We start from the raw sequence: 25,477 nt of genomic DNA, 5'->3' as shown, positions 1-25,477 counted from the left end.
ATTGGATTTATAATTCTGTTGATTTACTTTGCTTAAACCTCAAACCAAGTTTACCATCTTTAAAATCTAATAATGGTGATGGAAACATTTTAGAGAGCATACCTGTTGCTACGAATTCTGCTTTACTTTGATGAGTAAGCTTTAAATCATTTATGGCGAGTACTTCGTCTGCTAATGCTAGAGCAATACTTAACTCGTGACTAGAGAATATGATACACTTTTGATGTTGATGGCAATAATCTCTAAGTTTTAGTAATATTTCTGCTTTATGATGTACATCGAGATGACTGGTAGGCTCATCCATGACAATATAAGGCGTGTCTTGAACTAAAGCTCTTGCAATAAGAACGCGTTGCAATTGTCCATCACTTAACGTTGATAGCCTACGCGACCTCATTTTTAAGATCTCAAAATCAGTCATGATTTCTTCCACAAAAGCGATATCTGATGGTGTAAGCTTTCCTAAAAAATTAGTGTAAGGTGCACGACTTAAATATAAGATTTCTTCAACAGTTAAGAATTGACTGAACTCACGATTCGTAAGAACAACAGCAATAGATTTTGATTTATCTAAATCGCTAATATTATTTATGTTAGTGTTGTTTATATAAACAGTGCCTTTAATTACATGTTGGTTGTTAGAAATAGCACGTAGCAAAGTAGATTTACCAGTTCCATTAGCACCTATAAGTGTGATAAATTTACCTTTCTCGCAAGCGATTTCTTTATCATTATGTGCAATAACACAATGACCATATCCTATCTGTAAGTGCTCTAAACGGATCATTAAAAATGTAGATTACGTTTTCTTAATATAAGCCAAATTACTAACGGCGCGCCTAGTAATGACGTCACAGCATTAATAGGTAATGAGTAATTTGAAAAAGGTAATTGAGATATAATATCACAAGCTAATAGGAGTGAAGCACCTAATAAAACAGCAGTGGGAATTAATATTTTATGATTTACCGTAGGCAATAGTAATCGTGCTAGATGAGGTACCGCTAGTCCTATAAATGCTATAGGTCCTGCAAATGCGGTTATGCTACCAGCTAGTAGACTAGTAATTATTATAATGATCCATCGAGTAGATTTAATGTTGATTCCCAAACTGCGAGCATAGGTCTCACCTAACAACATCGCATTGAGTGGTTTTAATATGATAATAACTAGTAAGCTAGAAATCAACAAAATAACTGTCAAGATTAAAATATCGCTCCATTCAAGATTACCTAAACTACCCAAAGACCAGAATACATAACGTTTCAATTGCTCGCTAGAACTGAAATATGATAAAATACCAACTATAGCGCTACTTAAGCTTCCTACCATTAACCCAACGATAAGTAATCCCATAGTATCTTTAATACGCAACGACATGAGAATAATAAGCATCATCACCAATATACTACCTATGACACTCGCCGTGACAAGTCCTAATCCAGACACTGCACTAATTCCTACGACAGCACTGCCCATGACAACAAGTGCAACTCCTAATCCTGCACCAGATGATATTCCCAATACAAATGGTCCTGCTAGAGGATTTCTAAAAAGTGTTTGCATTAATAATCCAGCAATCGCAAGTCCAGCACCAGTTAAAATGGCCATTACGGCACGTGGTAAACGCATTTGGGTGATAATATAATTCTCTGATGCGCTATTATTTGCGCCTATCAATACGTCCCAAATTTTATGTGGTTTAATAAACACAGTGCCCAGACATATGTCTGCTATAAATAGTACAATGACAGCTATAATTAATAAAAAAAGGACTTTATTTTTCAATCGTTAAGCGGCTTAAAAAAGTAGAGTTGATGTTGCGGTAAACTATTAGGATGCAGTATTTTAACCAGATCTTTTAATACTAAATCTGGTCTCATAGAAGCCTCTTCATAATAAGTAACACCACCACGTGCACCTACATTAAGTGCAAAGGTATAGACCTGTCTGTTTTTAAAGGCATCAAACTGGCTGTAAGCGCTATTATCTTTCTCCATGGCTCTATAGCTGGTATACTGCCCAGGCGCTATCCATATGTCAGCATTTTGCGCATCTGTAAGTACACGTTCTACATTATACGATAAAGAACCTGTACCAGTGGTATTTGTATAGATGTAATTACCATTTGCATCTGCAATAATTTTACCTTGCCACGAGTTTCCATAAGGTAGATACCAAGTATCTTTCCATGTAGCACCAGCGATGACACTAGGTGATTCTAAGGTTCGAGCAAGTTTTTTGGTCTCAAGATATTCTTTTTCAATTTCTTTAAAAATATGATCTGCTTCTTTTTCTTTACCATATAACACCCCAAAAAGCTTAATCCACTCTGCTTTACCTAATGGATGTTTCTCTATCCAGTCACCATTGTATATAACCGGTATTCCAGCCTTTTGAATTGATTCATAGATTGGGTTATCGCCGTCGATACCATATCCCATTACTAGATCTGGTTGCATGGTTAATACTTTTTCAACGCTTATGGTCTGGTTTTGTCCTAGTTCTTCAATACGACCTTTATCGATAAGTGTTCTAACGCTGTTATCACTGATGTAATCAGTACCAGGAAATCCTATAATTGAAGATTGCTCATCAATTAAAACGACTGGTGGTATATGAGTAGTAGAGCTTAGAATTATTTCTTTAATAGGAATGTTAATAATCTGAGGAGCATCAGGTTCTGGTATTCGATTTGTAGAATTACCGTTTTCTAATTTAAAAGAATATTCTAAATCTGCTTCTGGCCATGGGTTTTTTATAGTGATGTAATATCCTGTATCTGTGGAATTAATACTAAATCCAGTGGCATATTTAATATCTACATCTATGTAATCGACCTCTGATATTTTTACATTTTCTGTCGTTGTTGATATTTCATTGTTTTTGCACGACGTGATCAACAATATGGAAAATAAGAGAAAATATAAGTTCTTCATAGCGCTTCAAAAATACTATTATTAGCATACATTTGCCGTGTAAAATTGGTTTCTCTAGTTAGATTATGCTTTCGCGAAAGCGAGATAAATGAAGATTAGAGAATTAAAAGGGAATCTAGTGTAAATCTAGAACTGTTCCCGCAACTGTAAAGTTTACATCTTTTAGTAAGATGTCTCGTAGAGATTTCTATCAAAAAGTCACTGAGTCTTGGACTTGGGAAGGCGATAGAAATAAATAAGTCAGGAGACCTGCCAGCTTACACAAACTAATTGTTAACCTTCGGGATAAAGGTAGCGAGTCTTTTAAGTAAGTTTAATGGTTGATCCTTTCTTATATGATCACCCATTAGTACCGTGCTTGATATGATTTCTCTTCTCTTTTCCCGTATTTAAAATCATTAAAATGAACAAAAAAATCATTGCCATGAGCGCTATGATGGTAGCTGCTGTGTCGGGAATTGCACAAGTAGATTCTACTGCAACTAAACTGGATCAAGTACTTATTAGTGCAGATTCTAAATTTGAATTAACAAGAAAAGATAGCGGTAAACCTGTTATCAAAATTACCAGAGCAGACATTGAAGCACAAAGCGCAGCAAGTCTAGCAGATTTATTAAATCAATATGCTGGTATTGAAATGAATGGCGCACGCAGCAATGCTGGACAGAATCTAGGATATTTTGTACGTGGTGGTAGCACTAGACAGGTAGCATTTTTAATTGATGGTGCACAAGTCAGTGATGCAAGTAACATCAGTAATGAGTTTGATATAAGATTAGTAGACCTTAATCAAATCGAGGAAATAGAAATACTTAAAGGAGCTGCGAGTACTTTATATGGTGCAAATGCTAGTACTGCTGTAATTAATATCAAGCTGCGCAAGTCGCCAGTAACTGGTGTGCGTGTAACTGTTGCCTCATTTATTGGTACTAATAAAAGCGTAGAACAAGCTAATAATGGTCCCGATGAGTTTACTAATAGTGTACAATTACAAGGTACTGCAAAAAAAGGTTTGACCTATGGAGTAGGTTTTAACCATCAAGCAACTAATGGTGGTCTAAGTGCTGCCGAAGCTGCAGATGGAGCCTCACCTAATGAGTCTGACGACTTTAATAGGGTCAACCTATTAGGTAGAATAGGATATGACAACAGAGAAAACTTTAAAATTTCTAGTTATTTGTCTTTTGATGAGTATACTGCCGAATTTGATGATTTTACATTAGTTGACGCAAATAATGAAACCTATAGCCGTCAGGTACGATGGGGAACTAATGTTAACTGGAAATATTCTAAAAAAGGAGAAATTGTTTATACAGATGTGAGTACACATACCCGTCGTGACACGAGAAGTAGTTTCCCATCACTTTACAACGCCGATGGTTATTCATTAGACTTATATAACAAGTACACCTTTGATATAGGAGAGGAATCTTCATTAAAAACGATATTAGGATTTAACTTTAGAACAGATCGCTATGAGGATTTTAGCATCCCTTTCGGAAGTTCTAGTTTTGAACAAAATGCTGATAAAGATGACGTTAATGCACAGATTTATGATCCGTATTTAAATGTTGTTTATATCAGTGATTTTGGTCTCAATGTAAATGCTGGTGCTCGTTATAATAAGCATAGTAATTATGATGGACAGGTGGTTTATAATTTAAATCCATCATATAGATTTGATTTAGGTAAATCTACTTTTAAAGTCTATGGTAGTTATAGTACGGCTTATATTACACCATCATTATTTCAATTATATGCTGCCGGTTTTGGCAATGATGAGCTAGAACCAGAAGAAAATACTACTCTTGAAGCTGGTTTATCTTGGACTAAAGGTAAGAGTACAGTCACTGTAAGTGCTTTTCAACGTGATGAAAATAATCTTGTACAGTTCGTAACCATTGATCCTGTAAATTTTATTTCACAATATCAGAATGTTGAAGAAGAGTTAACTGCAAAAGGTATAGAAGTTAGTGGTCAGACCACATTGTTTGATAAATTAATGCTGACAGCAAACTATAGTTTTATAGAACGTAATGATCAATCTTTATTGCGCCGTATACCAAAACACAAAGTTAATGCTAGTGCAAGAGTTGAAGCTATCGCAAGAGGATTTATAACCTTAAGATATCAGTACAATGATGATAGAGGAGATTCTTTCTTTAACTCAAATACATTTACTAATGATGCTGTGGTATTGAGTAGTTATCATACAGTGGATCTAGACCTAACTTATGGGTTAAAAAATGTACCGGCTACATTTTTTGCTGGTATCAACAACGTTACAGATACTGATTTCCAAGAATTGTTTGGATATCAAACTAGAGGTAGAACATATAAAGTAGGAGTGAGGTACCAATTTTAAATTAGGTCTATCTTTAATTATGAATCCCATTTCAAATGTCTTTTTTGAAATGGGATTTTTTATATTTTAAACTAATTAAATACTTCAATTAGTTTAGTAAGTAGACTAATGCTGGTGCCACTCTTTGTCTCCAATAGTTTTCATCATGCTCATGTCCTTCAAATTTGATAGACCTATAATTAACTGATGTATAACCTTTTTCTATAAACATACTATCCACACGCAGCTGGTATGGTTCATAATCTTTATCTAGTGTTTCTGTTCCATAATCAAAGTAAATGCGATGATTCTTTGCCGGTGGTATGGTTTCCGGTAGACTTTCTATAAAAGCTTTACCTAAATAAGGAACAGGCCAGTGTGTACTCAAACAACCTGCGTTACCAAAAATGTTAGGATATTCCATCATTGCATACAGAGATATTAATCCGCCCATACTGCTTCCCATGATGATATTATCTTTAGGTTCTACAGATACTTGAAATTTGTTTCTTACAAAAGGTAATACTTCCGTGGTTACAAATTTTAAATACTCGTCTGAGTAGAGTTGGTCATAACCAGTGTTTTTCTTTAATTCAGATTTTGCAAATTTGGATTGTGTTAATTCTTTAGGTTGTTGCGGCATATACTCATTCATGCGCTTCTTAGAATGTGACCATGTTGTAACTACAATGGTAGGCTTAATAGCATTAATGACAGATAGGGAATCCATTTTCTCATCTATTTCCCATGCTTTGCCATAATTTGAAGAACTTTTGTTGAATACATTTTGCCCATCATGCATATATAATAATTTATAATCTACGTCGGTTAGAGGATAACCTTGCGGTAACCAGATTTCTAGTTGACGCTGGTCAACATAACTAGACTTAAAGTTATTAAAATATAGAATAGTGTCGTTCTCTATTGGATTTTGAATTTCAAAACTACTGATATTTGTTGTCGCGATAGGTGTAAATATATTAGTGGGCGACTGATCTTTACAGGAGATAATTATAAAAATGAAAAGAAGATATTTAAATGCTTTCATGTTTACTGGTTATAATGGCCATAACGTTGTAAGGCATATTTGTAGAGCTCATTTTTACCTTCTAATTGCAATTTATGAATCATATTTTTTCTATGTTTAACAACGGTACTCACTGCGGTTTGTCTTTCTTCGGCAATCTCTGCAGATGTTTTTCCTAATGCAATAAGCTTCAGGATTTCAGTCTCGCTGCGCGATAAAGGTTGTACATCATCATTTTGTTCTTTTTTATTGACTTCTTCAAGGTCAATTGCTTGATCAAAGTAATTTTTACCAGATGCGACTGTTTCAATCGCTTTCTTAAGTTCTGTTAAGGGACTTATTTTAAGGACATATCCATCTGCACCTGCATCTATCATCTCCTTAATGGCGCCAGGATTATCATACATACTTAAAGCGATTACTTTAATGTTTTTATTTAAAGATTTAATAGCAGTGCATAACTCAACACCATTCATAATAGGCATGTTAATATCTGTAAGTACCACTTGTGGTTTTACAAACTTGAGCATTTCTAACATTTCTTTTCCGTTAGGCGCGTTCCCTATAACCTCGATATTAGAATCTTGTTCTAGAAAAACCTTAAGACCATCACTGAGCGAGATGTGATCTTCGGCAATAGTTATAAATATCATACTAGGGGAATTTCAATATTAATAGTGGTTCCGCGTTTTAGTTTAGTATCAATTTCCATAGTACCATCTAAGTTTTGAACTCTAGTATTAATGCTATCAAGACCTGTTCCATTATTATTTAAATTTTCTGGAATAAAACCATTACCATCATCTTCCACCATAATACTTACATGGTCCTCATAGCCAGTTAATATAATGCTTGCGTTTTGTGCTTCGGCATGTTTGATAGTGTTGTTGAGCAGTTCTTGAATAATTCTAAAAAGACCTAACTCCATACTATTGCTTAAATTACCTTGTAAACCATGATGTATAACTTCAACCTGTATGGACTTACCGGCGTTAATACGGCTAGCAAGTTGTTCTAATGTACCTATTAAACCATGTGAACTTAGAACACTACTTTTTTGAGCGTGTGATATATTGCGAACTTTAGTATACGTTTCATTCAATAAATCATAGGCGTTTTCTAGTATTTTTTTATTTTCTACTTGATTACTTTTACCTATAACATTTTCAATACACATACGAGCAGTAGTCAAGGAACTGCCTATATCGTCATGTAAATCTTGAGCGATTTTTTTACGTTCTTTTTCCTGTCCAGTGATCATCGCATCAATACCTGCTAATTCTTGATCACGCAGTAATTTTTCTTCTCTTTGTTTTTGAGCTTCAGCTTGTGCGGCAAGTAATTTTTGCTTTTGTCTCATTCTATTAAATAGATAAGCACCTATTCCCGTAATACAGGCAAGAATAAAGAGCAATAAATAAATTTTGTTCTTACTAGTCAGGTTTTTAGCAGTTAGCTCAGCGTTTTCAAGATCTTTTTCTGCTGTTTCATATTTGGTCTGTAGTTCCTTTAAGTTTTGAGCTATGTCACTACGTTCCAAAGAATCCTCTTCTGATATGAACTGATTGTAGTAATCAATTGCTTCTTTGTAATTACCAGCAGCCGTTTGAGCATCGGCTATGTTGCGCAATAAGCCTACACTTAATTCTTTATCGTTTTTATTTTTAATCAGTTCTTTGGCTTCAATTAAATTATCTACCGCAGCTTGATTTTCACCTATAGCCATTTGTAACATGGCTAGATTATTAAGTCTCACGGCGATATCAAAAGTGTCTTTTTTTGCAATGACGTCTGCAAGATTTTTTTGATAATAAAATAAAGCAGAATCATTTTGTGCCTGATAGTAATGTAAGGTTCCTAGATTAAATTCGGTATCAATCAATTCTTGTTTCAAATCATTCTCGATACTTATGTTTCTCATCTCATAACAAATATCTTGTGCTTGTGCATAATTACCCAATTGTATTTCTTTGAACATGAAATAGAATTTACTTTTAATCAAAAGAGTAGGGTCGTTAAGCTCTGTCGCAATAGATAGATTTTCAATCATTAGCGACTCTGGCGCTACCTGTAATTCTGATGCTGAATTACTAAGTTCCATCATGTAATCGTTTGCCATAAAAATGACACGCTTATCATCAGAATGATTTTTTGCTTTTTGTAAATCTTTATAAGCATTTTCAAAATCATCTATGGCACATTTAATACCGCCAGTAGCTAGAAAATAAAGAGCTTGATCACTTTTATTTAGGTCATTAACATCGTGATTTTTTACTATTTCTCTTAATTGCGCGATGTCATTACGGTTCAATATATTCATGACACTATCTAGTGGTTGTGCTTGCGCAATAACCTGCTGTATAGATGTAAGGATTAACACGATAGTGATTATAAATCGAGTTGTCGATTCGTGATTGTAAGGGAAAAGTCGAGCCATTATATAAGTAGGGAACGTTATACTTTCAAATATAATAAACTATCGGTTAGGAATCTTCCTCTTATAAAATCTATTCCTACACGTTAATTACTACTTGTTTATTTTCTTAAATTTGGTTTCATTTAGTATGAGTTATCATGTTACGCTTTCGCGAAAGCGTAATCCAAACCATTAAATTATTTTAAACAATTGTATTTTATGAAATATTTAAAGATTGCTAGCATTGTACTAGCAACAACAGCGTTAATTTCTTGTAATGATAAAGTACCTGAAACAATGGAGGCTCCTGTTACAGAATTTAGCTATGATGTGACTGAATTTGCTGACATAGGAGTTTTAAGATATCAAATCCCAGGATGGGAAGAATTAAATCTTCAACAACAAAAACTTGTTTATTATTTAACTCAGGCAGGATTGAGTGGTAGAGATATTATCTGGGATCAAAATTATCGCCATAATCTAGAACTGCGTAAAGGTCTAGAATCTATTTACACGTCTTATAAAGGTGATGTAAATGATGTAGACTGGAAAGAGTTTGAAATTTATCTTCATAGAGTATGGTTTGCAAATGGAATCCATCATCACTACAGTATGGATAAGATGAAACCAGGATTTGATGAGGACTATTTTAAACGTTTAATGGCACAGACTAATGTGACTATAGCTGAAGACGTGTGGATGGTCATGTTTAATGATCAAGATGCTAAAAAAGTTGATAAAGCAAAAGGAAAAGATATTGTACTAGCTAGTGCGGTTAATTTTTATGGTCCTGATGTAACTGAGGAAGAAGCCAGAGCATATTATAAAAGTATTAATGTCGACCCTAATGAACCTATTGAAGTGGGATTAAATTCTCAACTTGTAAAAGAGAATGGTAAACTCGTAGAAAAAGCTTACAAAAGTGGCGGTTTATATGGTCCAGCGATGGATCAAATGATTTACTGGTTGCAAAAAGCTCAAGGAGTGGCAGAAACCGTTGAACAAGCAAAAGCTATAGGTTTGCTTATAGAGTATTATGAAACAGGTGATTTACATAAATGGGATGAATACGCTATTGTATGGTCTAAATCAACAGATGGTGCAGTAGACTGGATAACAGGTTTTGTAGAAGTTTATAATGATCCTATCGCATATAAGGGTAGTTATGAAACTATTGTACAGATTAAGGATTTTGATATGTCACGTAAGATGGAAGTGTTAAGTTCAAATGCTCAATGGTTTGAAGATAACTCGCCTTTAATGGATGAACATAAAAAGGAGAAAGTTACCGGTGTAAGTTATAAAACGGTAAATGTGGCAGGTGAGGCTGGAGATGCTAGCCCTGCGACTCCAATAGGAGTTAATTTACCTAATAATGTATGGATTAGAGAAGTGCATGGTAGTAAATCGGTTTCTTTAGGTAACATTATTGAGGCTTATGGTAGTTCTGGTAGCTCAGGTAGATTAGAAGAATTTGCCTTTGATGATGAAGAGATTGCACTTGAAAAAGAATATGGAGCGCTTGCAGATAAATTACATACTGCATTACATGAAGTAGTAGGTCACGCGTCTGGACAAATTAATGAAGGTGTTGCAACGCCTAAAGAAACTTTAAAAAGTTATAAATCTACTATTGAGGAAGGTAGAGCCGATTTATTTGGTCTATATTACTTAATGGACCCTAAACTAGAAGAGCTAGGTCTTGTAAAAGATTGGAAAAAAACTGGAACAGCTGCATATGATGGTTATATAAGAAATGGATTGATTTCTCAATTAGTACGTTTAGAGTTAGGTCAAGATGTAGAAGAAGACCATATGCGTAATAGACAATGGGTGAGTGCATGGGTTTATGAAAGAGGACTAGAAGATAATGTTATTGAAAAAGTAACTAAAGACGGAAAGACCTATTATGACATTAATGATTATGAAAAGTTGAGAACACTTTTTGGTGAATTATTGAGAGAGACTCAACGTATTACTAGTGAAGGTGATTTTGAGGCTGCACAAGCACTAGTTGAAGACTATGGTGTTAAGGTAGATCAAGATTTACATCGTGAGGTGTTAGATCGTAATAGTCAATTTAAAACACCAGCTTATAGAGGTTTTGTAAATCCTATGATTACACCAATTATGGAAGGTGATGAGATTACATCGTTTACCATTGAGCAACCAGAGACGTTTGCAGATCAAATGTTGATGTATTCAGAAAAGTATGGTCATCTAGACTAATCAGTAATAGTTTAAAATTTAAGAGGCTCATAAAAAGATTTTATAATCTTTTTATGAGCCTCTTTATTTTGGTTTAAACAAAATAGTTTTTTGATTTCTTTTAGATCAACTCTTTAAATTTATTCTTTTTCTTTTTTGATTTTAAACGATGATGGAATGGTATTTTGAGACCTATATAAAAATCAGCAGCTTGAGAATCTTCTGAAATAAGGTTACTAAGAATAGATCCAGAACCAAAGCTCAATGGGCCAAACCTTAATCCTGCGCCCCAAGTCATATCAGCATATTCTACAAAACTAATATTAGTATATAATGTAAATAGTCTTGATTCATATCTAGGAACTATAGTTGTGTAATTCAATTGATTATTACTATAAGGATCTGTCGATGCATTTAATCCCACAGCGCCTGTTGCAGCAATGTAAATATTGCGATCAACGCGTAGGTCTATGGCATATCTGAGAGCAGTAGGTAATTGAACAGTCACATCCTGTGTATTAGAAATAAAAGAATAATTGTCTTCAAGACCTTGTTCAAAATCCTCGTCAAAATCTGAAGCACTTACCGTACCAGATACAGAGTATGTGTCGATATTGACGTCTTGATAAGTAATGCTTCCTATATCAGTTATACTTAAACCTAGTTTAAGGCGGTATTGATTATGACCTCTTAAAGCTAGTGAGTCTAATTTACGGTCCTTTTTAAGTTCTGGACGATACTCATAAATTAAACCAATATCACCACCTACACTTGAACTACCGTTACCAAAATCAAAGTCGTCATCTTCATCTGTCGAATTAGCAGCGGCATATGATAAATCACCATTTGCAGATATAGTTTCAGCAATAGAATCATAAGAACCATTGATACTATTTGAGTTTATGAAAAAGCCACCAGCTCCCAATAAATATTTTACTGTTACACCAGCTTTTAAGAAATGATTTTTTTTATTCATCACTACAAATCCGTAGGTTAATCCAGCCTCTGCCCATGCATGTGCGGTACCATTAAGGTTTTCCATATCGATATTAAAGTCTTTATTGAGGATATCTCCATCTTGTAAGGTTTCAAAAAGATTACCGTTGACTTCTCTCAAATTTAAATAACCTCTTACACGGGTAGAAATGGCAAGACTATGTTTATCTGAAAGATTGAATAAAAATGATGGTCCTAGTACATCTAAATTTTGATACACATTATTATTTTGGCGAGGGAAACGCATTCCAGATTCTTCAAAACTGATACCGCTGGCATCATTGAAAAGTTCTGAAAAGTTAAAAGCATAGTAATCGTTAGAGGTAGTAGATGATACTTGAAATAGATTAATATCTGTTTTAAATCTTGAGTCTGCTAAGTTTGCAGGATTAAAGGAAAGACTAGTAATGCCTGAATAATTATCAGTTTCTTTTCCAGAATAACTTTGTGCAATACTTAAAAAGCTTATTAAGAACACTATAGCACTATAAAATAATTTTCTCATTGGTTAAGTTTAAATTCAAAATTAAACCTAATCAATACTTCAAGTCAATACCCTTTAAAGGGTATATTTAAAATGCAACTTAACTTTTTAGGGAGACTTTAATAACGAATAGTAATAGGATGAAGGCAATAAAGCCTACAAGAATCCATTTAACTCCTTTATAGTTTTTTTTATGCATTCCTTTATCTTTCAAATACATGAATGATATGATTATTACAAAAGCAATAAAGAATATAATACCAAAGGTAATCTGACCACTAGAAAACATAGGGTCTTTTGCAAGTAATAATAAATGAAACATAGAATAACTATTTTTGACAAAATTACGACACGATCTTATCAATAACAGCACATGAAGAAACAAATTAAAGCAGTAGAAGAATTTCACACAGCATTTAAACTAGGAATGAATCATCAACCACAAGGTGATATTACAGAACGTCGAAATAAATTACGTTTTGAATTAATGAAAGAGGAAAATGAAGAATATCTTGAGGCTGCACAAAACAATGATTTAGTAGAAGTTGCAGATGCATTGGGTGACATGCTATATATACTTTGCGGTACTATTATAGAGCATGGTATGCAAGACGTTATTGAAGATGTATTTGATGAAATACAAAGATCTAATATGAGTAAATTGGGAGATGATGGAAAACCTATTTATCGTGAGGATGGTAAGGTGCTTAAAGGGCCTAATTATTTCAAACCTAATTTTGAGAAGATTTTGAAGACTTCATAAAGCATTATCAAAAAAAAAGCCATCATTAGTTGATGGCTTTTTTGAATTAGGATATTCTGTTAACTTATATTTTTACTCTCCAACCGTGCTGATCATCTGCACGATTGTATTGTATATCTTTTAAAGCAGATTTAAAATGTTCTGCATAGCTGTCTTCTAAAATAGGAAGCTCATATTTAAAATCTTTATGCTTGTAACCTTTAATAGGTACAATAACCGCAGCGGTACCAGATCCAAATATTTCTTTAAGGCTGCCGTCTCGTGCAGCTTTATTAAGTTCTTTAACACTTATTCTGCGTTCCTCAATTGTCAAACCTGCGTCTTTAGCTAACTGTAGAACACTACGTCTGGTAACTCCATTAAGAATACGATCATTATTAGGTGCCGTTAAAAGTGTATCTCCTAAACGAACAAAAATGTTCATCGTGCCTGCTTCTTCTAAATATTCATGAGAGGCAGCATCAGTCCAAATGATTTGTTGATAACCTTCTGCTAGTGCAAGATTATTAGGGTAGAAGCTAGCCGCATAGTTTCCTGCTGCTTTGGCATATCCTACACCACCATCTGCAGCACGAGAATAATCAGACGCAATAATAACTCTTACATCACCTTTGTAATAAGCAAATGCAGGAGACATTACAATCATAAATTTATATTCAGTTGATGGGGCAGCGGCCACACCATTTTCACTAGCAATCATAAAAGGTCGTAAGTAAAGAGATAATCCTTCGCCATGACGTACCCAATCTTTATCTAAATTAACAAGTGTTTTAAGCCCTTCAATAAATACTTCTTCAGGTACTTCAGGCATTGCTAGACGCTTTGCACTTTCATTAAAACGTATCCAGTTATCTTCTGGGCGAAAAAGAAAGACATCGCCAGCATCATCTTTAAATGCTTTCATTCCTTCAAAAATCGCTTGTCCATAATGGAATACCTTGCAACTAGGCTCTACCATTATAGGACCGTAAGGTTTTATAACAGCAGTTTCCCATTTACCATCACGCCATGTACATTCTAGCATGTGGTCTGTAAATGTTTTACCGAATGTCAAATTATCAAAATCAGTAAGGCTTAATTTTGATTCTTGAATCTTATCGATAACGATTTCGTAGGCGTCTGTCATGGCTTGTCAAAGTTTTTTGCAAAGATACTGGATATCTGTACATCAATTACCTAAACGAATTCTTAAATTTGCATTAAACTATCAACATTATGAAAAAAATTGTATTCTCCTTACTAGCAGCAGCTGCTATGGTAGGATGTAAAGAAGAGGTGAAAGTAGACATGACACCAGCTGTCAACGATGAGCAAGTTCAAGAAATGGCTTATATGAGCTATGGAGAAAAAATTGACGCATCTGATGCCATTGAAGCGGTAAAGTTAGGTAGCTTTTATGAAGGCATGAAAGAAGGAGATACCATGCAAGTTAAAGTAAAAGGAATGATTCAAGAGGTATGTGTCAATAAAGGATGCTGGATTAAATTTCCTGTTAATGATACAGAGTCTGCTTTTGTAAAATTTAAAGACTATGGTTTCTTTTTGCCTAAAAATGGTACAGATAAAGAAGTTATTTTAAGAGGTAAGGCTTATAAAAGTGTTACTCCTAAAGATGAGTTGATTCATTATGCACAAGACGCTGGAGAAAGTGAAGAAGAAATAGCAAAGATAACTGAGGACAAAGTAACCTATGCTTTTATGGCAGATGGTGCTTTGGTGGAAGAATTTGAAAATCCAGATGTAGAAGGTATGGAACCTACTACAGAAGAGTAGATGAAACGTGAAATAATCACTACTGGCGATGGTTCTAAAACTATTCATATGCCTGAGTGGAATGAACAATATCATTCAAAACATGGCGCCTTACAAGAGGCGCTTCATGTTTTCATAGAGATGGGTTTTAAGGATACGCTTTCGCGAAAGCGTGAACCTACACAACCTATTTCTATATTAGAATATGGTTTAGGGACTGGACTTAACGCCATGATTACGGCACAGTTTCCAACTAAACACTCTATTTATTACACCGCCGTAGAAGCTTTTCCGATAGCTGTATCTGAAGCTATTGAAGTTAATTATGGACAATTGTTAGGAAATCAAGTATTGTATGAAAAACTTCATCAATGTGAATGGGAGCAAGCTGTGCAGCTTACAAATCAGTTTACTATTGAAAAGTTAGAGAAAAAATTTGATCAGATTAATGATGTGTCACGTTTTGACATTATCTACTTTGATGCTTTTGGGCCTAGAGTTCAACCTGATTTGTGGACGGTAGATATATTTAATGCAGCTTTTAAAGCATTAAAGCCAGAAGGAATTTTAACTACCTATTGCGCACAAGGTCAAGCGCGTAGAAATATGCAAGAAGCAGGCTTTATCATAGAGCGGTTACCTGGTCCACCAGGCAAACGTGAGATGTTAAGAGGAAGAAAAATGACATAAAAAAAGCCGTTCTACACATAGAACGGCTTTTTTATTAGTGTTTGATAATTTACATTTTATCAACAATCTTAAGTAATAATTCTTGCGTGCTACTATAATTTACGTCTTCTTCTTTAGCTAGTAAAATAGCTGCTTTAGCTTGTTTCCATGCTTCATCATATCGACCAGTCTTATATAATAATGCTGCATAGGTATCGGTATTATTGTAGTTAGCATCTAACTCTATAGATCTTTTAACAATTTTAATAGATTTTAATAATACATCAATTTCAGTATGTTCTAAATAAGCATGCCAAGCTTTACTATTTAAGGCGTCACTATCATACCATATTGCATCTATGCTGTCTTGACTATATTCACCTTCTGTACCTTCAGAATTACCAGCACTTGAAGAACTACTTGAAAAACCACCATGTTCAATGATAAGATCTTCAAAATCTTCTTCAGACATAGCACCTTCCATATAATCTAGAGTTTCCTTATTTTTTATAAAGTAATAAGTTGGGATAGAAGTCACATCTAATGCATCATCTACTTCATTTTCATCAACATCAATTTTGTATATAGAAATACGGTCACCATACTTTTCAGCGAGACGTTCTATAATCGGATCCATTCTTTTACAAGGACCACACCACGTAGCATAAAAGTCTACTATGATAAGTTTATCATTGTTTATTAGTAATTTTTCTTCGGCATTATCATCATTAATTTCAATTTGAGCAATTGCTTGTAATGAAAGCATTCCAAGCATTAATAATAGAAGGTTTTTCATAATTTTTTAGTTTATAGTATGCAATTAACAAATTTTTATGGGAAATAGACATACCCTTTATGGGGTATTTTTATTTAGTCATGATGATAAGGCTCATTTCTTAGAATAGTAAAAGCCCTATAAATTTGTTCTGTAGCAAATAACCGTACCATTTGATGAGAAAAAGTCATGTCACTCAAAGACAATTTTGAATTTGCTCTTTGATAAACGTCACTAGAAAATCCATACGGGCCACCTATTATGAAGACCAGCCTTTTTAAGCCTGATACACTACGTTTGTTAATTAACTCAGCAAATTGAAGACTTGATAGTTTTTTACCTCTTTCATCTAGAAGGGTGACAAAATCGCTTTTTTCAAGTTTATTTAAGATTAGTTTACCTTCCTCATTTTTCTGTTGATCTTCACTCAGATTTTTTGTTTTTTTTAAATCTGGAATTATTTCTAATTCAAAGTTGATATAATGTTTTAAGCGATCGACATACATCTGTGTGAGTTGTTCGATTCGAGAATCATCTGTTTTACCTACGGTTAGAAGTGTAATTTTCATATCAGCAAAGTTAATTGCATTTTAACAATATGTAAAAACAGATGTTTAGCTTATTTTTGATTAATAATATATACTAATGGAATACGGAAGCACAGCATTTAAAGAAGAAATTAAACGTATTATAACTAACGCCTTAAGAGAAGATGTAGGCGATGGTGATCATAGTAGCTTATCTTGTATTCCTGCAACAGCAACAGGTAAAGCACGTTTACTAGTAAAGGATGATGGTATTCTTGCTGGTGTAGAATTTGCAAAAGCTGTATTTCATGAAGTAGATCCGGCTTTAAAGATTGATGTGAGAATAGAAGATGGCAGTCCAGTAAAATATGGTGACGAGGCGTTTTATGTAACAGGTTCATCACAATCTATTTTAAAGGCAGAACGTCTAGCACTAAATGCAATGCAACGCATGAGTGCTATTGCTACTAAAACAAGAACTTTTGTTGATGCTTTAGAAGGTACTCAAACAAAAATACTGGATACAAGAAAAACGACGCCTGGTATTAGAGTTCTTGAAAAATGGGCTGTAAAAATTGGTGGTGGTGTTAATCATAGATTTGGCCTTTATGATATGATCATGCTTAAGGACAATCATATAGATTTTGCTGGTGGCGTTAGTAAAGCGATTCAAAAAACTAAACAATACCTAAAAGAAACTAATCGTGATTTAAAAATCATAGTTGAAGCTAGACACCTCGATGAGATTAAAGAGATTCTAACTAATGATGGTGTATATCGCATATTAATTGATAATTTCAATTATGAAGACACACGTAAAGCTGTCGAACTAATAGGTGATCAATGCCTTACAGAAAGTAGCGGTGGTATCACTTTAGACACCGCACCTCAATATGCAGCCTGTGGAGTAGACTTTATCTCAAGTGGCGCTTTAACACATAGCGTTTATAATTTAGATTTAAGTCTTAAAGCGGTCCATGAGTAAAACCAAAGATTTATTTGATCGTATACCGGTTTTAAGATGGCCTATTAATCTTGCAAATAAAATACGTATACCTGGATTAGAAGGGATGACTCTTTATGATGTAGCAGAGACCTACATTATAGGAATTGCACAAGGAGCTTTTTCTGCAAGGGCTAGTGCTATTAGCTATAGCTTTTTTATGGCCATATTTCCTTTTCTTCTATTTGTATTAAATCTTATACCATTTATTCCTATTGAGAATTTTCAGAATGAGTTCTTAGAATTCGTAATTGAATTACTACCAGCACAAGCGGTAAGTATCTTTGACCAAATCTTTAAAGAAATTGCACTTCAAGGTAATACAGGTTTATTAACCATCGCCTTTGTATCCTCACTAATCTTTATGTCTAATGGTGTCAATGCTGTTTTTAACGGATTTGAAAGATCTTATCATACAGATTTCAATCGTGGATTTTTTAGGCAATATGCTATTTCACTAGCTGTGTCGGTGATGCTTACCTTATTTCTTTTAATCATGGTAATTGTAGCCGGTTATGTAGAATACTTATTAGAAGAGTTGCGCAAATCTAATATTATGAGTGAAACCGGTCAAGGTGGAACACTGGTATTGGTTAGATATTTAATTGTGATAATACTTACCTATATCTTTGTTGCCGTGCTCTATTATTTTGGTACAAGAGATGGACGACAATCTCGATTTTTCTCAATAGGAGCGACTGTGACTACAATATTAATTGTTTTATTGTCAGTTCTTTACGGTATTTATATAGATAATTTCACTTCCTATAATGAAATTTATGGATCGATAGGTGCTTTACTGATCTTAATGATTTATATATGGCTCAATTCCAACATTCTACTATTAGGTTTTGAATTAAATGCCTCACTTAGAAAATTAAAGGCACAGAATTTGAATACTTAATATTATCTTTAAAAACCCAAAATAAGAATCACAATGAAAAAATTAATTTTATTAGCAGTAGCCTTAGTTGCTACTTTTACTGCAGACGCACAAGTAACTATCAATGATGTAAAGGTTGAAAAATCACTTACTGTTGAAGGACAAGAATTGATGCTTAATGGAGCAGGACTTAGAGAAAAATTATGGTTTGATCTATATGTAGGTGCTTTATACACAACAGTAAAGTCTGGTGATGGCTCTACACTAGTAGATGCAGATTTAGCTATGGCTATCACACTAGATATTACCGATAGTAAAGTGACTCAGGACAAAATGAAGAGTGCTGTAGAAGATGGCTTTGAAGATAGCTGTACAGATGCAGAGCGTGCTGCAATTAAAGGAGATATTACAAGATTTATAGGATTTTTTAAAGATGCTATAGTAGAAGGTGATGAGTTTCAAATCGCTTATGTACCAGGAAAAGGGACAATGGTTTCTAAAAACGGTAAAGCTTTAGGTACTATTGCTGGTATTGAATTTAAAAGAGCTCTATTCGGAATTTGGTTAGGAGACGATCCAGCAGATGAAGATTTAAAAGAAGGAATGTTAGGTAAGTCTTAATATTACTTTTAGAATATTATGACCCACGTAAAGTAACTTTGCGTGGGTTTTTTAATTTACAGATATGAGATTATTGATTACCGTAGCTTTTATTTTTATCGCTTTCGCGAAAGCGTATTCACAAGATATCACGGGTGTTTGGAAAACTGTTGACGAAGAATCTGGTATTGTTAAATCGCATGTAGAAATCTTTGAGAAAGATGGGAAATACTACGGCAAAGTATTAAAAGTACTAGATCCAGAAGCGCCTGAAAAACCGCTATGTATTAGTTGTGATGGTGACTTAAAGGACGCACCGATTGAAGGTCTAGTCATTATTAATGACTTAGAGGCAAAAGGTAAGGTCTATAAAAATGGTACTGTGCTTGATCCAGAAAATGGTAAATCCTATGATTGCAAGATTTGGCTCAATGAGGATAATCCAGATCTGTTAATGGTTAGAGGATATATTCTATTTTTATATCGCACACAGACTTGGGTAAGACTCAAGTAAAAATAATTATTGGATAAATAACCGTTATTTATCATGCAACACTTTAAATCATCTACTATTTTTACATAGTAGATTTTTTTATGTCCCATTATATTGATGTTATCATACCATTACCGCTTGAAAGGCTTTTTGCTTATCGAGTTACTGCTGCCGAGGCTGATTTTTTAGAACCTGGAATGCGTGTTGCTGTCCCGTTTGGAAAATCTAAGATCTACACTGGTATTGTTCATCACATTCATCAATCACCACCACTTAATTATGAGGTAAAAGATATTGAGCTCATAGTTGATGAGTTACCTACAGTAACAAAAGATCAACTAAAGTTTTGGGAATGGATAGCCTCATATTATGTATGTAGTATAGGTCAAGTGATGCGTGCTGCATTGCCTAAGTCATTACTACTGGAGAGCGAGACAATTATTCTTAAAAATCCAGATACAGAAGTTAATGATGATTTTTTAGATGATAAGCAATTCTTAATTATGGAAGCGCTACTTCATAGACCAGCCTTGAAGGTAAAAGAGGTAATGGATATTTTAGACAGAAAATCTGTATTACCTATTCTTAAAAAGATGCTCGAACAAGAGTGGATCATTCTTCAAGAAGAAGTCTATTCTACTTATAAGCCAAAAACGGTAAAGTATATCTTTCTCAACAAAAGATATAAAGATGAAGAGCAGCTTAAAAATTTGCTAGATGATATGACTCGAGCGCCAAAACAGCGTGATACAGTAATGTCATTATTCATGTTACAAACAGGAAACAAATTAGTCACATCAAAATTATTGCAGGATAGAGCAGGAGTTTCTAGGGCAACTATTAAAGCTTTAATAGATAAAAACATTTTTATTGAAGAAGAACAAGCTATAGATCGTGTTCTCGATGAAAAAGAACAAGGAAGCGAACTTTTTGAACTTCAACCAGCGCAACAAGAAGCACTTAATGAGATTAGAGAGCAATTTGCAGCCGGTAAAACAACTTTGTTACATGGAGTCACATCAAGTGGTAAAACCGAAATTTATGTAAGGCTTATTCAAGAACAGTTAGAGTTAGGTAACCAGGTGTTATATCTATTACCAGAGATAGCTTTAACTACCCAACTTATATCTCGTTTAAAGCATTATTTCAAACATCAGGTGCTCGTTTATCATTCTAGATATAATCTTAATGAAAGATTAGAAGTATGGAATCATGTTATTGAAAATAAAGAGCCCTATGTAATTGTAGGAGCTCGTAGTGCTATTCTATTACCATTTCAAAACGTAAAGCTCATTATTGTAGATGAGGAGCATGAAACGAGTTTTAAACAGTTTGATCCAGATCCTCGATATCATGCACGTGATGCAGCGGTAGTCTTAGGACATATGAAAAAAGCTGATGTCTTATTAGGGTCTGCGACTCCATCATTAGAGAGTTATTATAATACAACTTTAGGAAAGTATGGATTAGTTGAATTGAAAGAGCGTTATGGAAAAGTGTTAATGCCTGAAATTCAAATAATTGATATAAAAGATAAGCATAAGCGTAAGAAAATGAAAGGACATTTTTCTGATAGCTTAATTGAGCAAATGCAAGAGGCTTTTAAGAATAATAATCAAGTAATTTTATTCCAAAATAGACGTGGATATGCACCTATCCTAGAATGTAATACTTGTGGTAATGCACCTCAATGTCCTAACTGTGATGTGAGCTTAACATTCCATCAATATAAAAAACAGTTGCGATGTCATTATTGCGGCTATCATACAATCGTGCCTCCAGAATGTCCTTCTTGCTCTAGTACATCTCTAGACACTAAAGGTTTTGGTACACAGCAAATTGAAGAAGAATTCAAAGAATTATTTCCAGATCTTAAGATTGCTCGTATGGATTTAGATACGACCAGAGGAAAGAATAGTATTGAAAAAATTATTGAGCAAATCGATACTGGTGAGGTTCATTGCCTTGTAGGAACACAAATGCTTACTAAAGGTCTGGATTTTAGAAACGTAAGTTTAGTTGGTGTTTTGAGTGCAGATACCATGCTTAATTTTCCAGACTTTAGAGCACATGAAAGATGCTTTCATCTATTAACACAAGTGTCTGGACGTGCAGGACGTACTGCAGAGCGTGGCAAAGTATTGATTCAGAGTTATAATCCAGAGCATCAAATCCTACAACAGGTAAGTACTTATGACTATGGTGCAATGTTTAAAGACCAATTAGAAGATCGTTATCAATTTAAATATCCTCCATATCAGCGATTGATAAGATTAACTTTTAAAAATCGTGATTATAATACGACCTTACAGGCAGGACAATGGTTTGTAAACGCATTAAATCAAATCGAGCATGGAGTAGAAGTGTTAGGACCAGAATTTCCTGCAGTAGCTCGTGTACGTAATTTGTATCAAGTACACGTCATGGTTAAAATGGGAAAACAACATCATCCCAATACCATAAAAGACTATATACGTAAAGTAAAGCGCAGTTTTGAATCTATTAAAGGATTCAATTCTGTAAGATGTAATGTAGATGTAGACTGTTACTAAAACTTTCTATTAGGACACTGTTTTCTTGCTTAAAAATACTTTTTTAAAGGCTTTAATAATAAGAAGAGTGACAATACCTACCGCTAGACCTACTAAAAACTCAGCAACTATAGAAGGTAAACCGTGTAATAAATCATGTAAGTACTCAATGTTATGAAGAAATATACCACCAGCCACTAGTAACAATGCGATAGTTCCCACAATAGCTAATCCTTTAATAATAAGTGGTAAGGCTTTTACTAATAGTTGACCTATTGTTTTAGTAAAACTTTTTTCACTCTTACTAGCTTTAATTAAACGATAACCTAGATCATCCATTCTTACAATTAACGCAACTATTCCATAAACTCCGATGGTAGCAACAATAGCAACAAACGATACAACCATAATTTGAGTTGTAATATCTTCTCCTAAAACAGTTCCTAAAGCGATGATAACAATCTCTACAGATAATATAAAATCAGTAAAAATTGCAGATTTTATTTTCTCTTTTTCAAAGGTCAATATTTCTTCTTCAGTATATTCTTTAGACTCTAAATGAGCTTTGGGATGTTCATGTGGAAAAGCATATTCATAAATCTTTTCTGCACCTTCATATGCAAGGTATATCGCGCCTAGTATTAATATAATGGTGACCGCGATAGGCAAGAAGGCACTCAATAGAAAGGCTAGAGGTAAGATGATAAGTTTATTGATAAAGGAGCCTTTAGTAATAGCCCATAAAACAGGAATCTCTCGTGAAGACACAAATCCAGACGCTTTCTCTGCATTTACCGCAAGATCATCTCCTAGAATACCAGCAGTTTTCTTAGTAGCAATTTTACTCATCGCTGCTACGTCATCCATAAGTACTGCAATATCATCTAGTAATGCAAAAAATCCTGAAGCCATATCTATTCCTAATTTTTAAACAACGAAAATATAATTACTTTTTGGCTTCTGATAATATTTCTTCTAGTGGTTTTACAAAAGATTGATATCCTTCTGGTAAGTCTAAAAAAGGTTCTAAAGTAAATGAGAACACTTGGTCACCTTCAAATACCCAATAATTACCATGTAATACTCCATCGCTAGTCTTTAAGTTTTGAGCAGGTACATTATTAATTGAATAATCATTTTTCAATTCATTAAACCAAATTCCCAAATCACGTAAATCATCAGTGTGGCTGTAGCTTAAAGTTATTTTAGGTAGAATACCTTCTTCAACAGTATCAATTATAACTTTCTTATCAGTAAAAGATTTCAAATGCTCAGACCATATAATATCCTTATCCATCAAAGTTATGAAGTGATTCCATTGATCTACAACGACATTAGCTTCCGATTCATTTTTAATAATAGAGAATAAGTTTTCTTGTTCAATCAGCACCGTTTTACGAGATGTATCTACAATGACTGTTGTTTTGGTCGCTGCAATGCGTCCATTTTCAACGTTAAAAAAAGATAGAATAGCAAAAAATATGATGTTGATTTGTTCCATTAAGGTTTACTGTATTAAGGTTTATCAAGTTATAAAAATTTTAATAAGTATAATTGAAACCTGAGAATTGTTTACTTCAATTCATTACCACCTGGCCATATTTCACGATTAGGATTAGTATGTTTTGAGATAATACGTTTTGATTCGACTTTACTTTTAAGATCTTTCTGTATACCATAGAGAATATCTTTAGCACGCTTTCGCGAAAGCGTATTTTCCACCAACCTTACTGGATAATCAATCCCAAGTTTAAAGTTAGAAAACTGTTCATCCATCATTGTCATTTTCCATGGCTCGTGAATAAATCGTAATGGTAGATGAGCTAGTTCTGGAACCCATTTTTTAATAAAAATGCCTTTTGGGTCATGCTCGAGACTATTTTTTACAGGATTATAAACGCGTACTATATTGATTCCGGTTTCACCAGCCTGCATTTGCAATTGCGGATAATGAATACCAGGCTCAAAATCTAAGAATTGAGACGCTAGATGATTGCTAGCATCCTGCCATGGTTGCCATAAATGATGGGTGAAAAATCCAGTGAGCATCGCCCGTAACCTGAAGTTGATAAATCCCGTAGTATTTAAACAACGCATGGCTGCATCAACAAGAGGATAACCTGTCCTACCTACACGCCAGGCTTGCTGAAACTCTTTATTGATAGGTTTTTTTAAATCGCGATATGCCATTTGAACGCTCTGCCATTCCATTTCATGCTCCATTTCAAATTTTTCAATAAAATGAGCTTGCCATCTTAGTCTTGATAGAAAAGAATTGAGTGTTCTTTTATCTTTTACATAATGCTTTGCAGCACTAGCCCTTTGGGCAACCATGCGCACACTTATATTGCCCCATGCGATGTATGGTGATAACCTACTGCTATGCAATCTACTGGTCAGTGGTTTTGAATAATGGTGATTGTATCCGGTAATGCGTTCCGTAAGAAAACTATCAAAGTATTTTAAGCCTGTGGTGGTTCCTCCAGGTTGAAAATGAGTAGTTTTTGAAGTGGTTAAATCGGTAGTGTTGAAGTGTTTTTCAAGTTGAGTTATGGTTTTAATGACAATCGCTTTATCAAAGTCTGGATGTTGTAAGTCTGCATTTATAAATTGAATCCAGTGCTCTTTCCAGTTGGTTCTGTTTTTTATTCCTCGTACCACACCATTAGAAATGCTTTCTTCCCAATGAATACTAACTTTCTTAAAATATCCAGCAATTGCAAGATCTCTTTTAAAGGTCTTTAGTAATCCTGTTTCTTGATAGGAATATACATTTTTGATTTGGTACTGTTGCCCTAATATTTTGAAAGCAGTCAGTGCTTCAGACTCTATAGTAAGTACTTTAGTATCTATAGATGCTAGCTTATCGTTCATGTTTTCTAACGATTGCTTTATAAAATCAAAGTGTCTCTTGCTGTAATGGCAATCTTTAAGCAGCATAGGTTCAAAAACATAGAGTAGGAGTATAGGCAATCCTGATTGCGTTGCCTTTAATAAAGGCTCGTGATCTAGAATTCTTAAATCTCTTTTAAACCAAACTATATTAATGGATTGTTTCAAATTGACA

At 34.1% G+C, this 25,477-nt stretch carries 24 protein-coding genes and 1 riboswitch; of the genes, 10 read left to right on the top strand and 14 right to left on the bottom strand.

The window, feature by feature from the left end; genetic code table 11:
* Positions 1 to 7: 7 nt before the first annotated feature.
* The 3 genes from R1T42_RS05130 to R1T42_RS05120 are packed head-to-tail and all read right to left on the bottom strand — an operon-like array spanning position 8 to position 2,939.
* Positions 8 to 787 carry an ABC transporter ATP-binding protein gene (locus R1T42_RS05130; RefSeq protein ID WP_317291554.1) on the bottom strand — a complete coding sequence of 260 codons (780 nt, stop codon included), beginning with the start codon at positions 785 to 787 and terminating at the stop codon, positions 8 to 10.
* Entirely contained in the window at positions 787 to 1,788 is a 1,002-nt protein-coding gene (locus R1T42_RS05125) for an iron ABC transporter permease (protein WP_317291553.1), read from the bottom strand. The genes R1T42_RS05130 and R1T42_RS05125 overlap by 1 nt, the downstream gene beginning before the upstream one ends.
* Complete coding sequence (locus R1T42_RS05120) at positions 1,785 to 2,939, bottom strand: ABC transporter substrate-binding protein (RefSeq protein WP_317291552.1); 1,155 nt, start codon at positions 2,937 to 2,939, stop codon at positions 1,785 to 1,787. Before R1T42_RS05120 ends, R1T42_RS05125 begins: the two co-directional genes overlap by 4 nt.
* Before the next feature lie 29 nt (positions 2,940 to 2,968).
* Positions 2,969 to 3,209: riboswitch (cobalamin riboswitch) on the top strand.
* A 133-nt stretch (positions 3,210 to 3,342) separates the two neighbouring features.
* On the opposite strand from R1T42_RS05120, the gene R1T42_RS05115 reads away from it, so the two are divergent.
* Complete coding sequence (locus tag R1T42_RS05115) at positions 3,343 to 5,304, top strand: TonB-dependent receptor plug domain-containing protein (RefSeq protein WP_317291551.1); 1,962 nt, start codon at positions 3,343 to 3,345, stop codon at positions 5,302 to 5,304.
* A gap of 88 nt (positions 5,305 to 5,392) precedes the next feature.
* Here R1T42_RS05115 and R1T42_RS05110 read toward each other — a convergent pair whose 3' ends face one another.
* The 3 genes from R1T42_RS05110 to R1T42_RS05100 are packed head-to-tail and all read right to left on the bottom strand — an operon-like array spanning position 5,393 to position 8,747.
* Positions 5,393 to 6,331, bottom strand: coding sequence for an alpha/beta hydrolase (locus R1T42_RS05110; protein ID WP_317291550.1), 939 nt, complete (start codon positions 6,329 to 6,331; stop codon positions 5,393 to 5,395).
* Between the two features lie 2 nt (positions 6,332 to 6,333).
* Positions 6,334 to 6,963 carry a response regulator transcription factor gene (locus R1T42_RS05105; RefSeq protein ID WP_036585058.1) on the bottom strand — a complete coding sequence of 210 codons (630 nt, stop codon included), beginning with the start codon at positions 6,961 to 6,963 and terminating at the stop codon, positions 6,334 to 6,336.
* Positions 6,960 to 8,747 (bottom strand): sensor histidine kinase, encoded by a 1,788-nt coding sequence (locus R1T42_RS05100; protein WP_317291549.1) that lies wholly within the window; start codon positions 8,745 to 8,747, stop codon positions 6,960 to 6,962. The genes R1T42_RS05105 and R1T42_RS05100 overlap by 4 nt, the downstream gene beginning before the upstream one ends.
* A 198-nt stretch (positions 8,748 to 8,945) precedes the next feature.
* Here R1T42_RS05100 and R1T42_RS05095 point away from each other — a divergent pair, with 198 nt between their 5' ends.
* Positions 8,946 to 10,955: a dipeptidyl-peptidase 3 family protein gene (locus tag R1T42_RS05095; RefSeq protein WP_317291548.1), complete on the top strand. Its 2,010-nt coding sequence runs from the start codon at positions 8,946 to 8,948 to the stop codon at positions 10,953 to 10,955.
* A gap of 100 nt (positions 10,956 to 11,055) precedes the next feature.
* Here R1T42_RS05095 and R1T42_RS05090 read toward each other — a convergent pair whose 3' ends face one another.
* Both R1T42_RS05090 and R1T42_RS05085 read right to left on the bottom strand, forming a co-directional pair.
* Positions 11,056 to 12,435 (bottom strand): DUF5723 family protein, encoded by a 1,380-nt coding sequence (locus R1T42_RS05090; protein ID WP_317291547.1) that lies wholly within the window; start codon positions 12,433 to 12,435, stop codon positions 11,056 to 11,058.
* Positions 12,436 to 12,514: 79 nt separating this feature from the next.
* Positions 12,515 to 12,736 (bottom strand): hypothetical protein, encoded by a 222-nt coding sequence (locus R1T42_RS05085; RefSeq protein WP_317291546.1) that lies wholly within the window; start codon positions 12,734 to 12,736, stop codon positions 12,515 to 12,517.
* Between the two features lie 51 nt (positions 12,737 to 12,787).
* Here R1T42_RS05085 and R1T42_RS05080 point away from each other — a divergent pair, with 51 nt between their 5' ends.
* Positions 12,788 to 13,177, top strand: a complete 390-nt coding sequence (locus R1T42_RS05080; protein WP_317291545.1) for a nucleoside triphosphate pyrophosphohydrolase family protein — start codon at positions 12,788 to 12,790, stop codon at positions 13,175 to 13,177.
* A 64-nt stretch (positions 13,178 to 13,241) separates the two neighbouring features.
* On the opposite strand, the gene R1T42_RS05075 is transcribed toward R1T42_RS05080, so the two are convergent.
* A complete protein-coding gene (locus tag R1T42_RS05075) occupies positions 13,242 to 14,303 on the bottom strand; it encodes a branched-chain amino acid aminotransferase (protein ID WP_317291544.1) in 1,062 nt (353 codons plus the stop codon).
* A gap of 89 nt (positions 14,304 to 14,392) precedes the next feature.
* Here R1T42_RS05075 and R1T42_RS05070 point away from each other — a divergent pair, with 89 nt between their 5' ends.
* The gene (locus tag R1T42_RS05070; protein WP_317291543.1) at positions 14,393 to 14,950 is read left to right on the top strand and encodes a DUF4920 domain-containing protein; all 558 of its coding nucleotides are present in this window, start codon (positions 14,393 to 14,395) and stop codon (positions 14,948 to 14,950) included.
* Positions 14,951 to 15,619, top strand: coding sequence for a tRNA (5-methylaminomethyl-2-thiouridine)(34)-methyltransferase MnmD (mnmD, locus tag R1T42_RS05065; RefSeq protein ID WP_317291542.1), 669 nt, complete (start codon positions 14,951 to 14,953; stop codon positions 15,617 to 15,619).
* 49 nt (positions 15,620 to 15,668) lie between these two features.
* Here mnmD and R1T42_RS05060 read toward each other — a convergent pair whose 3' ends face one another.
* Positions 15,669 to 16,394 (bottom strand): thioredoxin family protein, encoded by a 726-nt coding sequence (locus tag R1T42_RS05060; RefSeq protein ID WP_317291541.1) that lies wholly within the window; start codon positions 16,392 to 16,394, stop codon positions 15,669 to 15,671.
* A 74-nt stretch (positions 16,395 to 16,468) separates the two neighbouring features.
* Positions 16,469 to 16,942 (bottom strand): 23S rRNA (pseudouridine(1915)-N(3))-methyltransferase RlmH, encoded by a 474-nt coding sequence (gene rlmH / locus R1T42_RS05055; RefSeq protein WP_317291540.1) that lies wholly within the window; start codon positions 16,940 to 16,942, stop codon positions 16,469 to 16,471.
* Between the two features lie 76 nt (positions 16,943 to 17,018).
* On the opposite strand from rlmH, the gene nadC reads away from it, so the two are divergent.
* The 5 genes from nadC (at position 17,019) to priA (ending at position 22,431) form a co-directional block, all read left to right on the top strand.
* Positions 17,019 to 17,885, top strand: coding sequence for a carboxylating nicotinate-nucleotide diphosphorylase (gene nadC / locus R1T42_RS05050; RefSeq protein ID WP_317291539.1), 867 nt, complete (start codon positions 17,019 to 17,021; stop codon positions 17,883 to 17,885).
* Entirely contained in the window at positions 17,878 to 18,807 is a 930-nt protein-coding gene (locus R1T42_RS05045) for a YihY/virulence factor BrkB family protein (protein ID WP_317291538.1), read from the top strand. The genes nadC and R1T42_RS05045 overlap by 8 nt, the downstream gene beginning before the upstream one ends.
* Positions 18,808 to 18,840: 33 nt before the next feature.
* Positions 18,841 to 19,407 (top strand): chalcone isomerase family protein, encoded by a 567-nt coding sequence (locus tag R1T42_RS05040; protein WP_317291537.1) that lies wholly within the window; start codon positions 18,841 to 18,843, stop codon positions 19,405 to 19,407.
* Between the two features lie 64 nt (positions 19,408 to 19,471).
* Positions 19,472 to 19,900: a DUF2147 domain-containing protein gene (locus tag R1T42_RS05035; protein ID WP_042271868.1), complete on the top strand. Its 429-nt coding sequence runs from the start codon at positions 19,472 to 19,474 to the stop codon at positions 19,898 to 19,900.
* 80 nt (positions 19,901 to 19,980) lie between these two features.
* On the top strand, positions 19,981 to 22,431 hold the full coding sequence (gene priA / locus R1T42_RS05030; protein ID WP_317291536.1) for a replication restart helicase PriA: 2,451 nt from the start codon (positions 19,981 to 19,983) through the stop codon (positions 22,429 to 22,431).
* Between the two features lie 9 nt (positions 22,432 to 22,440).
* Here the strand turns inward: priA and R1T42_RS05025 are convergent, their stop codons facing one another.
* From R1T42_RS05025 to R1T42_RS05015, 3 genes are all read right to left on the bottom strand, one after another.
* Positions 22,441 to 23,322, bottom strand: a complete 882-nt coding sequence (locus tag R1T42_RS05025) for a DUF808 domain-containing protein (RefSeq protein ID WP_317291535.1) — start codon at positions 23,320 to 23,322, stop codon at positions 22,441 to 22,443.
* A 34-nt stretch (positions 23,323 to 23,356) separates the two neighbouring features.
* Positions 23,357 to 23,911, bottom strand: a complete 555-nt coding sequence (locus R1T42_RS05020; RefSeq protein WP_317291534.1) for a hypothetical protein — start codon at positions 23,909 to 23,911, stop codon at positions 23,357 to 23,359.
* Positions 23,912 to 23,982: 71 nt separating this feature from the next.
* On the bottom strand, positions 23,983 to 25,470 hold the full coding sequence (locus R1T42_RS05015) for a cryptochrome/deoxyribodipyrimidine photo-lyase family protein (RefSeq protein ID WP_317291533.1): 1,488 nt from the start codon (positions 25,468 to 25,470) through the stop codon (positions 23,983 to 23,985).
* Between the last annotated feature and the right edge of the window lie 7 nt (positions 25,471 to 25,477).

Origin of the sequence: Nonlabens ulvanivorans, assembly GCF_032922765.1 — a bacterium.
In the GTDB taxonomy this organism is placed as follows: domain Bacteria; phylum Bacteroidota; class Bacteroidia; order Flavobacteriales; family Flavobacteriaceae; genus Nonlabens; species Nonlabens ulvanivorans.
Note: the sequence above shows the minus strand (reverse complement) of the source record. Positions and strands in the feature narration are given on the sequence as shown.

Coding starts and splice junctions, on each gene's coding strand:
- R1T42_RS05130 (WP_317291554.1), bottom strand. CDS start 787: ATGATCCGTTTAGAGCACTTACAGATAGGATATGGTCATTGTGTTATT.
- R1T42_RS05120 (WP_317291552.1), bottom strand. CDS start 2,939: ATGAAGAACTTATATTTTCTCTTATTTTCCATATTGTTGATCACGTCG.
- R1T42_RS05115 (WP_317291551.1), top strand. CDS start 3,343: ATGAACAAAAAAATCATTGCCATGAGCGCTATGATGGTAGCTGCTGTG.
- R1T42_RS05110 (WP_317291550.1), bottom strand. CDS start 6,331: ATGAAAGCATTTAAATATCTTCTTTTCATTTTTATAATTATCTCCTGT.
- R1T42_RS05105 (WP_036585058.1), bottom strand. CDS start 6,963: ATGATATTTATAACTATTGCCGAAGATCACATCTCGCTCAGTGATGGT.
- R1T42_RS05100 (WP_317291549.1), bottom strand. CDS start 8,747: ATGGCTCGACTTTTCCCTTACAATCACGAATCGACAACTCGATTTATA.
- R1T42_RS05095 (WP_317291548.1), top strand. CDS start 8,946: ATGAAATATTTAAAGATTGCTAGCATTGTACTAGCAACAACAGCGTTA.
- R1T42_RS05090 (WP_317291547.1), bottom strand. CDS start 12,435: ATGAGAAAATTATTTTATAGTGCTATAGTGTTCTTAATAAGCTTTTTA.
- R1T42_RS05085 (WP_317291546.1), bottom strand. CDS start 12,736: ATGTTTCATTTATTATTACTTGCAAAAGACCCTATGTTTTCTAGTGGT.
- R1T42_RS05080 (WP_317291545.1), top strand. CDS start 12,788: ATGAAGAAACAAATTAAAGCAGTAGAAGAATTTCACACAGCATTTAAA.
- R1T42_RS05075 (WP_317291544.1), bottom strand. CDS start 14,303: ATGACAGACGCCTACGAAATCGTTATCGATAAGATTCAAGAATCAAAA.
- R1T42_RS05070 (WP_317291543.1), top strand. CDS start 14,393: ATGAAAAAAATTGTATTCTCCTTACTAGCAGCAGCTGCTATGGTAGGA.
- mnmD (WP_317291542.1), top strand. CDS start 14,951: ATGAAACGTGAAATAATCACTACTGGCGATGGTTCTAAAACTATTCAT.
- R1T42_RS05060 (WP_317291541.1), bottom strand. CDS start 16,394: ATGAAAAACCTTCTATTATTAATGCTTGGAATGCTTTCATTACAAGCA.
- rlmH (WP_317291540.1), bottom strand. CDS start 16,942: ATGAAAATTACACTTCTAACCGTAGGTAAAACAGATGATTCTCGAATC.
- nadC (WP_317291539.1), top strand. CDS start 17,019: ATGGAATACGGAAGCACAGCATTTAAAGAAGAAATTAAACGTATTATA.
- R1T42_RS05045 (WP_317291538.1), top strand. CDS start 17,878: ATGAGTAAAACCAAAGATTTATTTGATCGTATACCGGTTTTAAGATGG.
- R1T42_RS05040 (WP_317291537.1), top strand. CDS start 18,841: ATGAAAAAATTAATTTTATTAGCAGTAGCCTTAGTTGCTACTTTTACT.
- R1T42_RS05035 (WP_042271868.1), top strand. CDS start 19,472: ATGAGATTATTGATTACCGTAGCTTTTATTTTTATCGCTTTCGCGAAA.
- priA (WP_317291536.1), top strand. CDS start 19,981: ATGTCCCATTATATTGATGTTATCATACCATTACCGCTTGAAAGGCTT.
- R1T42_RS05025 (WP_317291535.1), bottom strand. CDS start 23,322: ATGGCTTCAGGATTTTTTGCATTACTAGATGATATTGCAGTACTTATG.
- R1T42_RS05020 (WP_317291534.1), bottom strand. CDS start 23,911: ATGGAACAAATCAACATCATATTTTTTGCTATTCTATCTTTTTTTAAC.